We start from the raw sequence: 13,583 nt of genomic DNA, 5'->3' as shown, positions 1-13,583 counted from the left end.
GGCTTCCCGGCAGCACGGCACTTAGCCGTTCAGCACCACGTTCACCGGCGGTTCGCCCGCCAGCATGAGCTCGATCTGCCGCTGTACGAGCTTCCCCATCCGCGGGCGCATCGCCGAGCTCGCCCCGCCGACGTGCGGGCTGATGATGACGCCGGGGGTCCGCCACAGCGGGTGGTCCTGTGGCAGCGGCTCGGGATCCGTGACGTCCAGGGCGGCCCGGATCCGACCGGAGGCGGTGTGCCGGACCAGGGCGTCGGTGTCCGCGACCGGTCCGCGGGCCACGTTGACCACCAGGGCGCCGTCGGGCATCGCCGCGAGAAATTTGTCGTCGATCAGGTGGCGGGTGGCGTCGCTGAGCGGGACCCCCACAACCACGATGTCGTGCTCCGGCAGCAGGGTGTGCAGTTCCTCGATGCCGTGGACGTGGCCGCGCGGGTCCGTCCGTTCCTTGCTGGCCACCCGGGTCACGGTGGTTTCGAACGGCAGGAGGCGGTCTTCAATCGCCTTGCCCACTCCGCCGTAGCCGACGATGAGCACGCGCCGGTCGGCGAGGCTGGCGGTGGGCCGGGTCTCCCAGCGGCCCTCCTGCTGGTTCTGCAGCAGCCGCGGGAACTCGCGCTGGCTGGCCAGGATCAGGGCCAGGGTCAGTTCGGCGGTGGAGGTTTCGTGGACACCGGCGGCGTTGGCGAACACCCGGCCCGCCGGCAGGGACTCCGCGACGCCGTCGTAGCCGATCGACTGGCTCTGCACGAGCCCGGTCTCGACCGTATCCAGGCCGCGCAGGATCTGCGTGCTGCCCATGTAGGGCTGGACCACGATGTCGAGGCGAGGACGGGGCGGTTCCCCGGTCAGGTCCCATTCGACGACGGTGACGTCGGGGTGGGGCGGGAGGTACTCCCGCAGGGTCGGGTCCGGCAGGCTCACAGTTATTTTCCTCGGCATACCTGCCAGCCTAATGGTGCTTCCGCCGCTGGAGGGTGCTTCGGCGGCGGGCCGTGGCGTATGTCCGGGCCCGCCCCAGCCGGGAGTTTGCCCTCACCTTCGCGCTGGCCCGCGCGGCATTTGGACATGCCCATTCCCCGGGCATACATTGCAGGAAACCCCTCCCCCATTACTGACCTGGAAGGTCCTGCACGATGAACCCCTCGGGACCCACCCGCCCCGCTGCCAAGTCCCTCACTGCCCGGGGGAAGCTGCTTTTGGTCTGGGCGGCCACGGTCCTGGTGCTGCTGGGCATGGTGACCCTCGCCGTCGTCCGCACCGGGCCGGTCCCGGGGACGGACTTCCTCGCCGGCCCGCAGGAACATCGGGAGGAGCAGCCCGCGGCCGCGGCCCCGGAAGCGAAGAAGGCGACGGAGGCCCCGCGGGCCGCCGTCGACCTCGACGCCCTCGACGCCGAGGTGCGGCGGATCCTGGCCGAACACTCCGGCTATCGGATCGGCGTCGTCCTCGCGGACACCCACGGCGGGGAGCCGCGCAGCTACGGTGACGGGTCCGAATTTGTGGCGGCCAGCACCGCCAAGATCCTCACGGCGGCCGCGTACTACCATCTGGTGGAGACCGGCGAGAAGTCGCTGGACGTGCCGCTGGGCAGCTACAACGCCGCGTTCCAGCTCCAGGCGATGGTCAACGCGAGCAGCAACGACGCCTGGCTGCTGCTGATGCAGGACATCGGCTACCCCCAGCTGATCGAGTACGCCGCGTCGATCGGGATCAGCTACGACCCGGAACAGAACCTGCTGACCCCGGCCGAGATGGCGGACCTGCTCAAACAGCTCTCCACCGGGAAACTGCTCAACGCGGAGCATACGCAGGAGCTGCTTGGCTACATGCAGCAGACCAACAACGAACGGCTCATTCCGGCCGCCGTCGGCCCGGGCATTACGGTGCAGCACAAGTACGGCGAACTGGAGGGCTATGTCCACGACGCGGCCCTCCTGAGCTCCGGCGAGCGCTCCTACGCGCTGGCCATCTACTCCTGGGGCGAGGACGGCGAGAGCGAGGAACGCCTGGCCATGATCCACGAGCTGACGGGTGTGGTCACGAGGGCGGTGCTGGAGTAGGCAGGGCGGTCACGCGGAGGGCGTTCACGCGCCTTAACGCGCGAGAGCCCGCGGCACGGTGTGCGACGGGGCCCCGCGATCCAGCTGGAGTACCGGTTTAGCGGCCGAAGAGCTTGGCGAAGAAGCCGGTGTTGGTGCTGACTTCACCCTCGTGACCCTTGCAGCGGTCGGCGCTCTTGACGCCCCGCATAACCGAGTCAACGTGCTGGCCGCAGCCGGCCCAAGTGGTCTTACCGCACTTCTTGCATGCAACCTGTCGGCACATCTGGTTCTCCTTGTTGGTAGGTCTACGATTACTACTATACCCCCAGGGGTATATCTGTCAAAATGCGCACCGCAAAATTCGCCCCGTCAAAATCCTCTGCGCGGGAACACCCTGTTGCCTGCCTGCGTTGGTTCCGTACAGTGGCACCAGCGCTGGGCCGCTTCTGCACGATCTGACTTCCGAACCGTACCGAGAGGACTGCTGACATGGCTTACATCAAGGTTGGAACCGAGAACAGCACCGACATCGAGCTCTACTACGAGGACCACGGGAGCGGGCAGCCGGTGGTGCTGATCCACGGCTACCCGCTGGACGGATCGTCCTGGGAGAAGCAGACCACGGCCCTGCTGGGCGCCGGCTACCGGGTCATCACCTACGACCGCCGCGGCTTCGGCCAGTCCAGCAAGCCCACCGAAGGCTACGACTACGACACCTTCGCCGCGGACCTCGACACCCTGCTCACCAGCCTGGACCTGAACGACGTCGTGCTGGTGGGCTTCTCGATGGGAACCGGCGAGGTGGGCCGCTACCTCGGGACCTACGGTTCGGCCCGGGTGGCGAAGGCCGCGTTCCTCGGATCGCTGGAGCCCTACGTCCTGCAGACCGAGGACAACCCCGACGGCGTCCCGCAGTCCGTGTTCGACGGCCTGATGGAGGCTGTCACCACCGACCGCTACGCCTTCTTCACGGAGTTCTTCAAGAACTTCTACAACAGCGACACCTTCCTCGGCACGCCCCGGCTCAGCGAGGAAGTTATGCGGGCGGGCTGGAACCTTGCCACCTCGGGCGGACCCACCGCCTCGGCAGCCGCGCAGCCCACCTGGCTCACCGACTTCCGCGCCGACATCCCCAAGATCGATGTCCCCGCGCTGATCGTGCACGGCACCGAGGACCGGATCCTGCCGATCGACGTCACGGGCCGGCGGTTCACCAAGGCCCTGCCCAGCGCCGAGTACGTGGAAATCGAAGGCGCCCCGCACGGCATGCTCTGGACCCACGCCGCCGAGGTCAACGAGGCACTGCTCGGGTTCCTGGGGAAGCCGCGGGCGTAGCCTGAGCCAGCCCCTGCCGTCCGGGGCACTTCGACACGAAACGCCGGGCCGGCGTCGGCCAGTTCGACGCCGGCCTGAAGCAAAGTGCCCCCGGACCAACGCGGAAATCTGCCGTGACAGGCCGGCCCCCGTCTATTGATCATGGGCGTCAGCGGGCGGAGGATGAGAGGACCGGGTCCCCCAATGCCACGAGCGGACGCCGGGTCGACTCCCCGGAGAGTACGGGCGAGCTAATTGAAACCGGAATGGAATGCCGTCGCCTGATCGCAGTGCTAAGGCGGTGTGATCATGGCGGGCAGACGCCGTCCGACGCTACAGATTCGCATCCTCAGGCAGAAGGACTCAACCAATGTCCATCATCGATTCACCAAGAAAATCCCGCCCGTTGGCGGCCAGGATCGTGCTGGTCCAGGCCCTCGCCCTGGGGCTTATCGGGGGGACTGTCGCCCTGGCCGGGCCGGCCACCGCCGCAACCTCCGAACGCGGCTGCACAGTGGATCCGCTGAAGCCCACCCAACACCACCATGAAGTGGACTTCCGGATACATGTGGACTGCGACGGCAAGAAAACCGTGGAGATCCGGCAACTGCGCTTTGAAGACGACCACCACGGGCGTGACGATCGCCTAGGGAAGTCCACATTCGAGGAGTCCTTCGGTCCCCGCGACGACTCCGTGACGCTTCACAACTTCTGGGACGTGCCGAAGAACTCGGACCACAAAGAGGTCTATCAACTCGTTTCCTTCCGCGTTCGCAGCGGCAACAGCGACAATTGGTCCGATTGGACCCGCTGGGAAAAGAGCGATGCGGCCATTATCCACGACTGCCATTGCAGCGGCGCCGGTGACTCCGCAACAAAAGCCAACTAACCTGCCCACTGGCTCCCTTTGCCCCCAACCCTGGCGTGATGCCCGCATCGGGGATGCCTCCCGGCCCTGCCCCTGCCGTCCGGGGGCACATTGACACGAAACGCCGGGCCGGCGTCGGCCATTTCGCCGCCGGACGGCAGCAACGTACCCCCCGGACCGCCGAACGAATCAAACGTTGATGCCGAGCCACGCCCGCTAAGCCGCGCCTTGAAGCAACTGCCACCTACTGGCAGGGCTGGAATTTAGGTTTCGTCGTCCCACATGCCGGTGTCCGCGGTGTCTTCCGGCTTGTTCTCCGCCTCAGGGTCGCCGGATCCGACGTAGGCGGCGGGTACCGTCCCGGCGGCCTGGGTCAACTGCTCCGCGCGGATGTTGTCGGCCTGGCCAGGCTCGGCGTGCGGCTGGCGGGCCTCGACGGCGTCCGGGTCACCCGGTCCCCGCAGGCCGGCCAGATCGTTGCTGGGATCATTCGGATCACTCATGACACTGCCTTTCATCCATGAACCACGTCCTTCCCAGACTAACGTGGAGAGCGGATCGGCCGCCGGACAGCGCCTGCGCCAGTTGGTAGCCGGGAGCTTTGTTGCAGCCCGTCAGCACCGACCCGAAGTTGACACCGACAGGAGGGTGCTGTTCACTTTTTGCATATGCTGAAATAACAGTTCCATGATGCGGAATAATTTGCCCGCATAGCCCTACACCGTGGATGCCAGCATCACAACACAAGGACCTGCCTCATGCACCTTGAACAGTTCAACGCGGCCAGCCGCACGGAGGCCGACGATGCCCTGCGTCCCTGCCTGGACATCCAGCGCTGGATCGACGAAATCGCCGACGCCCGCCCCTTTTCTGACCTCGAATCCCTCCTTGAGGCAGGCCGCCGCGCCGCCGACCCGTTCACCCCGGCGGAGATCGACGCGGCACTCGCCCACCACCCGCGGATCGGCGAGCGGGCCCAGGGAGACAGCACGGAGGCCCGGCTCTCCCACTCGGAACAGGCCGGGCTGGGCGAAGCCGACGCAGCCGTCGCGGAAGCCCTGGCCGAGGGAAACCGGACCTACGACGAGAAGTTCGGGCAGGTGTTCCTGATCCGCGCAGCCGGCCGCAGCCGCGAGGAGATCCTGGCCGCGCTCAACAGCAGGCTGGGGAACACACCCGAAGAAGAACAGGCAGTTATTGGCCAGCAGTTGCGGGAAATCGCAGTGCTCCGACTCGAAGGACTGATCGGCAAATGAGCATGTCCCACGTCACCACCCATGTACTCGACACCGGCTCCGGCAAACCGGCGTCGGACGTCCCGGTCACCCTCCATGTGCTCGACGGCGAACGCTGGGTCCGGATCGCCGAGGGCGCCACCGACGCGGACGGGCGCATCAAACAACTGGGCCCGGACCGGCTGCCCACGGGAACCTACCGACTGGCCTTCGATACGGGTAAGTACTTCGCCGCCAGCGGGACCGACACGTTCTTCCCCGAAGTGACTCTCACTTTTGGCGTGGTGGGGTCGGAGGCCCACTACCATGTGCCGCTCCTGCTGAGCCCTTTCGCATATTCCACCTATCGGGGCAGCTGAATCCACCGCAAACGGACGTGACAGGAAGGGCCCGCGGCGACGCCGCGGGCCCTTTTTGCGCGTCCGCGACTGCAACGCGGGGTCAGATATCGCCCATTCCAAGGGGCCAAACGGGCCGTATCTGACCCCGCGTTGCCTGTGGCGCGCAGACCTTCAGCTGTCACAATCGGTGATTTGGCCCAGGCGGGCCACAACGGCACAAACTCCTTGACAGTGGCCCGGGTCACTTCTATTCTAATTTTGGGATCCCAAAATGGGATCCCAAAAGATCGCGATCAGGATCCCTGGCCACAGTTCACTGCCCGGCACCTCCGGAGAAGGACCCAGGACGCCCCACCAGCCGGCCTCCTGCCCCGCGAACACCCAAGCCTTTCTCCCCGTCCGCAATCTTTCTCTCTGTAAAGGAGAAGTTGTGTCTGTTCAAAACACTGAAACCACAGTCCCGCTCCCCGACGACAAAACCGGCAAGGACGGCGTGCAACGTCGCACCAACGTCCGCTGGAAAATGTTCCTGCTCCTGCTGGTCCTCGTCGCCGTCAACTACATCGACCGGGGCTCCATCTCGGTGGCCCTGCCGATCATCCAGAAGGAATTCAACCTCGCCCCCGAGCTCGTGGGCCTCCTGCTCTCCGCCTTCTTCTGGACCTACGCGCTGATGCAGGTCCCGGTAGGCCTCCTGATCGACAAGTTCGGTCCGCGCAAGGTCATGACGGCGTCCTGCGTCGGCTGGGGCGCGGCCACGGCGGCCTCCGGCCTGGCCGGCGGCTTCCTCAGCATGTTCATTGCCCGGCTGGGCATCGGCGTCACGGAGGCCGGTGTGATGCCGGCCGGCGGCAAGCTCAACGCCATCTGGATGCACAAGTCCGAGCGCGGACGCGGCGCCACCATCCTCGACGCCGGCGCGCCCCTGGGCGCCGGACTGGGCGGCATCCTGATTGCGGGCCTGATCGCTTCCACCGGCAGCTGGCGCATCGCCTTCATCGTCGCCGGCGCCGCCACCGTCCTGATGGGACTCGCTGTCTGGTGGTACGTCCGTGACAACCCCCGCCAGCACCGCGGGGTCAACGACGCCGAGGCCGACTACATCGAGGCCTCCCACGCGGCCGAGGACGCCGCGGCGGAGCTCGACGGCAGCAAGGGCAAGCGCGCGCTCCTGCCCTACCTGAAGTTCCGTTCCTTCTGGGCCATGTGCTTCGGCTGGCTGGGCTTCAACGGCGTCTTCTACGGACTGCTGACCTGGGGGCCGCTGTACCTGGCCCAGGACAAGGGCTTCGACCTCAAGACCATCGGCTGGTCCACCTTCGTGATCTTCGGCGCCGGCTTCGTCGGCGAAATCCTGGGCGGCGCCATCGCCGACAAATGGCAGTCCACCGGCGCCTCCGCCAACCGTGTGATGCGCACGCTCCTGGGCACCTCCAGCGTCGTCGTGATCGGCGGCCTTATCGGCGTCACCGTCGTGGCCGACCCCACCACCGCCGTCGTCCTCCTGTCCGTGGTGATGTTCTTCCTCCGCTGGGTGGGCCTGTTCTGGAGCATCCCGTCGATCCTGGGCGGCCGGACCAACGCCGGCGTCCTGGGCGGCGCAATGAACTTCAGCGGCAACATCTCCGGCTTCGTGACGCCGATTGCGGTCGGCCTGATCGTGGGCGCCACCGGCTCCTACACCTGGGCCCTGCTGTACTTCGTGGGATCCGCAATCATCATGGGCGTCTCCGTCCTGACCCTGAACTACAACAAGCGGCTACCTGTCTAAGCTAGCCAAACGCACCTGTTCCTGAAGCCGGGAACGCAATGCCAGACGAGAACCGAAAGTGGAGAAGCATGCAGATCGCCGAAGAGACCCCGGACAAGGAACGCCCCCTCCGGGAGGCTGTCCGGGACACGCTCCGCAACAGGATCTTCGAAGGGCATTACGTTCCCGGCACCAGGCTGGTGGAACGCGACCTCGCCGCTGAATTCAACGTGTCCCGGCTTCCCGTCCGCGAAGCGCTCCGCATGCTGCGCCAGGAAGGGCTCATCAGCGACCGGGGCGCCCGCGGAGCCGAGGTCAGCACCCTGAGCCCCAAGGACGTCGAGGACCTGTTCGACGTCAGGCAGTCCCTCGAGGTACTCGCCTGCCGCCTGGCCGCCACCCGCGCCACCGCCGACGACCTCAGCGCCCTCAAAGGCCTGCTGGACGAGGCAGACCGCTGCCTGGCCAAGGGCGCCATCATGGACGCCCACCGCGCCAACAGCGAATTCCACGATGCCATCACCCGGATCGCGGACAACGGCTTCCTGAAATCCGCGCTGGAACCCCTCCAGGGCCGCATGCACTGGCTCTTCCGCCACGTCAGCGACCTGCCGGAGCTCATCGAGGAACACCGCGCCCTCTATGCCGCCATCGCCAGCGGTGACCCGGAACGGGCAGCCGCCCAATCGGCGTCGCACATCGGCAAATACCGTGACCAGTTTCCGGAGGATTTCAGCCGGACAGAAACCGCCCTTCATCGGAAGAACTTATGAAACTCCTTGTCATCAACCCCAATATCAGCGACGACGTTACCGCCCTGATCGAGGCGGAAGCCCTCCGCTCCGCCTCCCCCGGAACCGACCTCGTGGTCCGCACCGCAGGGTACGGCGTGGAATACATCGAAACCCGGCTTGAGTCCCTGATCGCGGCGGGAGCGGTCGCCGAAATCGTCGCCGAGTATACGCGCGACGGCCCGGGATCCGGCAACAGCGTCGACGGCGTGGTGGTGGCCGCCTTCGGCGACCCCGGGATGCCTGCCCTGAAGGAACTCACCGACATCCCCGTCATCGGGATCACCGAGGCCGCCCTGTGCGCCGCCGCCCTGCAGGGGCACCGGTTCTCCATCATCGCCATCTCGGACCGGATCAGGCCCTGGTACCAGGACTGTGTGGAGCGCTTCGGGCTCGGCGGCCGGCTGGCATCGATCCGCTCCATCAACGAGTCCCTCCACGGCATCGCCTCGGTGCAGCGGGACTTCAAGGCAACCCTGCTGGCACTCAGCCACCAGGCCGTCACCGAGGACGGGGCCGACGTCGTGATCCTCGCCGGAGCGCCGCTTGCCGGACTGGCCCGCGAACTCCGCGGGCAGATCGGGGTCCCCGTGGTGGACGGCATCTCCGCAGGCATCCGCATGGCGGAAGCCGTGGTGGGCCTCGATTCCGGCGCGCACCGCGCCGGCGCCTTCGCAGCGCCCCCGGCCAAGGCCCGCCGCGGCCTCTCCGCGGACCTGGACGCCGCCCTCACCGCCGCGCAGAACGCCGCCGCGGCCGATGCCACCGGCGCCGGCGCCACCCAGCCGGCTTAGCCGCACCGGCCAACCAGCAACTTCAACCTAGGAGGACACCGATGTCCGACACCCCAGAACTCGTCATCGCCCACGGCACCGTGGTCAACAGCTTCGGCCGCCAGCATGCCCACATTGTGGTCCGGGAAGGCCGCATCGACCGCCTTGTGGACGCGGCCGAACCGGTCCCGGCCGCCATTCGCGTCATCGATGCCGCCGGCCTGCTGGTCATTCCCGGCGGCGTCGACGGACACTGCCACGTTGCCCAGATCACCGGGCGGTTCCGCACGCTCGATGACTACCGGACGACGTCGACGGCCGCTTTGTGGGGCGGCACCACCACCATCATCGACTTCGGCATCCCCCGCGATGCCCGGGAAACCCCACTCGCGGCCGTCCTGCACAAGAAGGAACTGGCCCGAGAGTCCCGGTGCGACGTCGCGCTGCACGGCTCCGTGGTCCGCTGGGACGAAACGGTGCCGTGGCAGCTGGAGCAGCTCGCCGCCGAGGGTGTCCGGTCCGTGAAGATGTACACCACCAACCGCGGCACCACCATGGCGGACGGGGACACCATCCTGAAGGTCATGCGCGAGATGGTCCGCCTGGATGGTCTGACCTACATCCACGCCGAGCACGATCCCATCATCGCGGACTGCACCCAGCAGCACGCGGACGACGGCCGGATCGGCATCGAACACCTGCACCGCACCCGCCCCGAACTGGCCGAAGAGGTCTCGGTCAAGGAAACACTGGCCATGGCCGAATACACCGGCGCCCCCGTCTACTTCGTGCACCAGTCCACCCCGGGCGCCGTGGATCTGGTCAGCGAGGCCCGCGCCCGCGGACAGGAGGCCTACTCCGAAACCTGCCCGCACTACCTCACCCTCGACAACAGCGTCTACGGCTCGGTGATGCCCGAGTGGTACGCCTGCTGCCCGCCCATGCGCAGCCCGCAGACCGTCGCCGCGCTCCGGGAACGGCTTGCCGACGGCGCCATCCACACCGTCGCCTCCGATCACTCCTGCTACGACCTCGCCCAAAAGCGGGAGCGAACGGACGACATCCGTGAAATGCCGCACGGACTGCCGGGAGTGGAAACCCGGATGCCCGTCACCTTCACCGCCCTGATGGAGGCGGCCGGCGAGGCACGGGTGGAGGACTTTGTCGAAGTCTTCGCCGCCGGCCCGGCCCGCATCAACGCCCTTCCCGGCAAGGGAACCATCGCGCCGGGGTTCGACGCCGACCTGGTCATCTTCGATCCGGCCGAGGAACGTGTGGTCGACGGCGGCGCCCTCCACATGGGGACCGACTTCTCCCCGTTCGACGGCCGGACGCTCGCCGGCTGGCCCGCCGTCGTCGTCTCCGCCGGACACGTGGTGGTGGACCGCGACGGCTTCCACGACCCCGGCCCCGCCGGCCGTTTCGTGACCCGCCGCGGTTTCCGCGAGCACCAGGCCGCCGCCGCGCCCGTCCCCACTCCCGCCGCCCAGGCCACACGCTAGGAGCCCCCATGCCTTCCGCAACCCGCCCCACCCGCATCGGCATGATCGTGCCGTCGTCCAACACCTGCCTCGAACCGCAGAGCTACCGGATCCTGGGCGACCGCGACGACGTCACCATCCACTTCGCCCGGATCCCGGTCACCCGGATTGCCCTGGACAAATCCTCGGACAAACAATTCGATGCCGCCGTCATGCGCTCGGCCGCCGAACTCCTCGCCACCGCCGACGTGGACGTCATTGCCTGGAACGGAACCTCCGGATCCTGGCTCGGCGCCGATCACGACCGCCGGCTTGTGGAGGACATCACGGACGCCACGGGCACCCCCGCCACCACCTCCACCCTGGCGTACATGGAGGCGTTCAAGACCTTCGGCACCGAACGCATCGGGCTCTTCACCCCCTATACCGGGGACGTCAATGAGCAGATTGTGGCGTCCTACCAGCGCGACGGCATCAAGACCCTCGACCACCGTTTCCTGGGCCTGAGCGACAACGAGTCGTTCGCCCGCGTGGCGGATGAGGAGATGCGTCCGGGGTCGCTGGAACTGGCGGCAGCCCGGCCGGACGCCATCATTTACCTTTGCACCAACCTCTACGGCGCCAACATCACCGCCGACATCGAGGCCGGGACCGGCGTTCCCGTGCTGGACTCGGTGGCCGTCACCCTATGGCATTGCCTCAAGATGGCGGGCGCGCCGCTGCTGGACCCGCGCTGGGGAAGGCTGCTGGTGAACTGATGCGCCCGGACCCATCAGGCTGCACGGACGATACAAGGGCTGTTGAATTCGACTTCATTCACTACCTCGACCAGTTGAATTTGGCTGTTCCCGCTTCGTCTGTGGTGCGAGAACTTAAATAGGGTGCTGTGCCGGATCAAGGTGGGCGGGCCATGATCGGTTTCATCATCGCCAGAGCCCAGCCGATGCCCCCGTCTGGCAGCCGACCGTGGACGAGCGAACGTTGCGGCCTAGGAACCTGATCCAACCTCAAGAAGGAAGTAAACATGAAATTTGCACGCCTCGGCGCCGTGGGTGCCGAAACTCCCGTCATCGTGGACGGTGGCATATTCTATTCCCTGGCCGGACTCACCCCGGACCTGGACGCGGACTTCTGGTCCTCGGGCGGTCCCGCCCGAGCAGCAGCCGCCCTGGTTGCAGGGGAACTGCCAGAAGTGGATGCCGCGAGCCTCCGTATCGGAGCACCCATCACCCGGCCTTCTTCCGTGTTCGGCATCGGATTGAACTACGCCGCACACGCCGCTGAGTCGGGTTCCGAACCACCCATCGCACCGGTCCTGTTCCAGAAGGCTGCCAATACGGTAGTGGGACCCAACGACGCCGTCGCCATCCCCCGCGGTTCCACCAAAACGGACTGGGAAGTCGAATTGGGCGTAGTCATCGGCACCCGCGCGTCCTACCTTGACTCACCATCGGATGCGCTCAATCACATCGCCGGCTTCGTCACGGTCAACGACCTGTCCGAGCGGAACTTCCAGCTGGAAGGTTCCGGTGGCCAGTGGTCCAAGGGCAAGAGCTGCGCCGGTTTCTGCCCCACCGGTCCATACCTGGTCACCCCTGAGGACATGGATCCAGGCAACCTCCGGCTGCGCAGCTGGGTAAATGGCGAACCGCGCCAGAACTCCACCACGCAAGACTTGATCTTCGACGTGGCCACCATTATCCATAACCTCAGCCAGTACGTGGTCCTGGAACCGGGCGACCTGATCTGCACCGGCACTCCGGAGGGCGTGGCCCTGTCCGGACGCTTCCCTTATCTAAAAGCCGGGGACGTCGTGGAGATAGAGGTGTCGGGCCTTGGACGCCAGCGCCAGGAGTTCATCCAGTTGTGACCTGGTCCAGATCCGACTTCGGAAGCCCGGTGCAGCATCGGGCTTCCGAGGTCGGCATCTCCGCGCGTACCGGCATCCTGTCCACCCGGCGTGCCAGCGTCCTGACGGCAATCCATGAGAGTAGCTCACCATGCCATACCTGTGTCTCCTGCTGTCAGGAGCGGCGCTTCTGATTAATGGGCTGGCCATGCTCGGCCGGATACCCCTGCGGGATTCAGCGGTCTTCAGCTTGCTGATCGGCACGACCCAGATTGCGCTGGGTACCATTTACGTCGGCGCTGCTGGTGGCAGTGACCCTCGGTTGCTCCCTGGTGCGTCCGGAATGTTCCTTTTCGGATTGACATATGTGTATGTCGGCCTGGACGTTCTCCTGCAGCTCGGGTCCAAAGGTCTGGGGTGGTTCAGTGGTTTGGTCGGTGCATTCGGGATGCTACTGGCGACTATTTCGTTTTCAGACGATCCGCTGTTGAGTGTGCTGTGGCTTTGCTGGGCATTCCTATGGATCTTGTTCTTCGTCCGGCTGGTGCTCGGATTCGAGGGTTTGGCGCCCTTTGTTGGTTGGGCGCTTGTACTGACCAGCCAGGTGACAGCCACAATTCCGGCGTTCATGGGACTGGCGGGGCACTGGCCCTACGAGCGAGGTATTGCTATGGGTACGGCAGCAGCCGTCGGGGTACTCCTCGTGGTGGCAGGGGGTCTCGGGCGACGCAAGAACCAAGGCCCCGCCGCGCGGGCCAGATGGGAAGCGGCAGGGCGCCGGTTTCGCAATTCCGAGTAGACCTTTTCCGACGTCACCGAACCCACGAGAATCAGCGGGTGATTCGCTCCCGGGACTGTCAGCCCGAAAAGCTCGGTGCCGCAGTCACAATCCGCCCACTGGCTTGCGGGAGACCTTGCTGGCCACTGGCCGCTGGCCTGCTTGACTGCCCGCAATCAGCTGAGTAATCTCGAAATGCAAGAAAGTTTTCTCACAGGATGAAAACTTGAGCCGACCATTCAACGACGAAAAGAGGTTGGACATGGCTGCAGGAGAAGAGACCTCCCATATCCTCAGCGGGTTGACTAACCAGCTGCCTGATCGTGATCCGGAAGAGACCGCCGAGTGGCTGGAGTCC

15 protein-coding genes are annotated in these 13,583 nt (G+C 66.1%); 12 read left to right on the top strand and 3 right to left on the bottom strand.

Translation table 11 applies throughout. The features are described 5' to 3' along the window. Window positions 1-21: 21 nt before the first annotated feature. Window positions 22-942, bottom strand: a complete 921-nt coding sequence (locus ABIB29_RS17935; RefSeq protein ID WP_354174165.1) for a 2-hydroxyacid dehydrogenase — start codon at window positions 940-942, stop codon at window positions 22-24. A gap of 194 nt (window positions 943-1,136) precedes the next feature. On the opposite strand from ABIB29_RS17935, the gene ABIB29_RS17930 reads away from it, so the two are divergent. Continuing rightward, entirely contained in the window at window positions 1,137-2,063 is a 927-nt protein-coding gene (locus ABIB29_RS17930; protein ID WP_354174164.1) for a serine hydrolase, read from the top strand. A gap of 97 nt (window positions 2,064-2,160) precedes the next feature. Here the strand turns inward: ABIB29_RS17930 and ABIB29_RS17925 are convergent, their stop codons facing one another. Then, window positions 2,161-2,328, bottom strand: coding sequence for a DUF8730 family Cys-rich protein (locus tag ABIB29_RS17925; RefSeq protein ID WP_354174163.1), 168 nt, complete (start codon window positions 2,326-2,328; stop codon window positions 2,161-2,163). A gap of 206 nt (window positions 2,329-2,534) precedes the next feature. Here ABIB29_RS17925 and ABIB29_RS17920 point away from each other — a divergent pair, with 206 nt between their 5' ends. Both ABIB29_RS17920 and ABIB29_RS17915 read left to right on the top strand, forming a co-directional pair. Next, complete coding sequence (locus tag ABIB29_RS17920; RefSeq protein ID WP_354174162.1) at window positions 2,535-3,380, top strand: alpha/beta fold hydrolase; 846 nt, start codon at window positions 2,535-2,537, stop codon at window positions 3,378-3,380. 349 nt (window positions 3,381-3,729) lie between these two features. Next, window positions 3,730-4,248 carry a hypothetical protein gene (locus tag ABIB29_RS17915; RefSeq protein WP_354174161.1) on the top strand — a complete coding sequence of 173 codons (519 nt, stop codon included), beginning with the start codon at window positions 3,730-3,732 and terminating at the stop codon, window positions 4,246-4,248. Window positions 4,249-4,490: 242 nt separating this feature from the next. Here the strand turns inward: ABIB29_RS17915 and ABIB29_RS17910 are convergent, their stop codons facing one another. Continuing rightward, complete coding sequence (locus ABIB29_RS17910) at window positions 4,491-4,730, bottom strand: hypothetical protein (protein ID WP_354174160.1); 240 nt, start codon at window positions 4,728-4,730, stop codon at window positions 4,491-4,493. A 255-nt stretch (window positions 4,731-4,985) separates the two neighbouring features. Between ABIB29_RS17910 and uraD the strand changes: the two genes are divergently transcribed. The 9 genes from uraD to ABIB29_RS17865 all read left to right on the top strand — a co-directional run bounded on the left by uraD (window position 4,986) and on the right by ABIB29_RS17865 (window position 13,246). After that, window positions 4,986-5,483, top strand: coding sequence for a 2-oxo-4-hydroxy-4-carboxy-5-ureidoimidazoline decarboxylase (gene uraD, locus ABIB29_RS17905; protein ID WP_354174159.1), 498 nt, complete (start codon window positions 4,986-4,988; stop codon window positions 5,481-5,483). Beyond that, the gene (gene uraH / locus ABIB29_RS17900) at window positions 5,480-5,821 is read left to right on the top strand and encodes a hydroxyisourate hydrolase (RefSeq protein WP_354174158.1); all 342 of its coding nucleotides are present in this window, start codon (window positions 5,480-5,482) and stop codon (window positions 5,819-5,821) included. Before uraD ends, uraH begins: the two co-directional genes overlap by 4 nt. Window positions 5,822-6,233: 412 nt before the next feature. After that, complete coding sequence (locus ABIB29_RS17895; RefSeq protein WP_354174157.1) at window positions 6,234-7,574, top strand: MFS transporter; 1,341 nt, start codon at window positions 6,234-6,236, stop codon at window positions 7,572-7,574. 68 nt (window positions 7,575-7,642) lie between these two features. Next, complete coding sequence (locus ABIB29_RS17890; RefSeq protein ID WP_354174156.1) at window positions 7,643-8,326, top strand: GntR family transcriptional regulator; 684 nt, start codon at window positions 7,643-7,645, stop codon at window positions 8,324-8,326. Beyond that, window positions 8,323-9,138 (top strand): aspartate/glutamate racemase family protein, encoded by an 816-nt coding sequence (locus tag ABIB29_RS17885; RefSeq protein ID WP_354174155.1) that lies wholly within the window; start codon window positions 8,323-8,325, stop codon window positions 9,136-9,138. Before ABIB29_RS17890 ends, ABIB29_RS17885 begins: the two co-directional genes overlap by 4 nt. Before the next feature lie 41 nt (window positions 9,139-9,179). Then, a complete protein-coding gene (locus ABIB29_RS17880; protein WP_354174154.1) occupies window positions 9,180-10,619 on the top strand; it encodes an amidohydrolase family protein in 1,440 nt (479 codons plus the stop codon). Between the two features lie 8 nt (window positions 10,620-10,627). Further along, window positions 10,628-11,356, top strand: coding sequence for a maleate cis-trans isomerase family protein (locus tag ABIB29_RS17875; protein WP_354174153.1), 729 nt, complete (start codon window positions 10,628-10,630; stop codon window positions 11,354-11,356). A 266-nt stretch (window positions 11,357-11,622) separates the two neighbouring features. Next, a complete protein-coding gene (locus ABIB29_RS17870; RefSeq protein ID WP_354174152.1) occupies window positions 11,623-12,468 on the top strand; it encodes a fumarylacetoacetate hydrolase family protein in 846 nt (281 codons plus the stop codon). Between the two features lie 130 nt (window positions 12,469-12,598). Beyond that, a complete protein-coding gene (locus ABIB29_RS17865) occupies window positions 12,599-13,246 on the top strand; it encodes an AmiS/UreI family transporter (RefSeq protein WP_354174151.1) in 648 nt (215 codons plus the stop codon). The last annotated feature ends 337 nt before the right edge of the window (window positions 13,247-13,583 follow it).

It is taken from the genome of Arthrobacter sp. UYEF36 (assembly GCF_040547025.1).
In the GTDB taxonomy this organism is placed as follows: Bacteria; Actinomycetota; Actinomycetes; order Actinomycetales; family Micrococcaceae; genus Arthrobacter.
Note: the sequence above shows the minus strand (reverse complement) of the source record. Positions and strands in the feature narration are given on the sequence as shown.

Coding starts and splice junctions, on each gene's coding strand:
- ABIB29_RS17935 (WP_354174165.1), bottom strand. CDS start 942: ATGCCGAGGAAAATAACTGTGAGCCTGCCGGACCCGACCCTGCGGGAG.
- ABIB29_RS17930 (WP_354174164.1), top strand. CDS start 1,137: ATGAACCCCTCGGGACCCACCCGCCCCGCTGCCAAGTCCCTCACTGCC.
- ABIB29_RS17925 (WP_354174163.1), bottom strand. CDS start 2,328: ATGTGCCGACAGGTTGCATGCAAGAAGTGCGGTAAGACCACTTGGGCC.
- ABIB29_RS17920 (WP_354174162.1), top strand. CDS start 2,535: ATGGCTTACATCAAGGTTGGAACCGAGAACAGCACCGACATCGAGCTC.
- ABIB29_RS17915 (WP_354174161.1), top strand. CDS start 3,730: ATGTCCATCATCGATTCACCAAGAAAATCCCGCCCGTTGGCGGCCAGG.
- ABIB29_RS17910 (WP_354174160.1), bottom strand. CDS start 4,730: ATGAGTGATCCGAATGATCCCAGCAACGATCTGGCCGGCCTGCGGGGA.
- uraD (WP_354174159.1), top strand. CDS start 4,986: ATGCACCTTGAACAGTTCAACGCGGCCAGCCGCACGGAGGCCGACGAT.
- uraH (WP_354174158.1), top strand. CDS start 5,480: ATGAGCATGTCCCACGTCACCACCCATGTACTCGACACCGGCTCCGGC.
- ABIB29_RS17890 (WP_354174156.1), top strand. CDS start 7,643: ATGCAGATCGCCGAAGAGACCCCGGACAAGGAACGCCCCCTCCGGGAG.
- ABIB29_RS17885 (WP_354174155.1), top strand. CDS start 8,323: ATGAAACTCCTTGTCATCAACCCCAATATCAGCGACGACGTTACCGCC.
- ABIB29_RS17880 (WP_354174154.1), top strand. CDS start 9,180: ATGTCCGACACCCCAGAACTCGTCATCGCCCACGGCACCGTGGTCAAC.
- ABIB29_RS17875 (WP_354174153.1), top strand. CDS start 10,628: ATGCCTTCCGCAACCCGCCCCACCCGCATCGGCATGATCGTGCCGTCG.
- ABIB29_RS17870 (WP_354174152.1), top strand. CDS start 11,623: ATGAAATTTGCACGCCTCGGCGCCGTGGGTGCCGAAACTCCCGTCATC.
- ABIB29_RS17865 (WP_354174151.1), top strand. CDS start 12,599: ATGCCATACCTGTGTCTCCTGCTGTCAGGAGCGGCGCTTCTGATTAAT.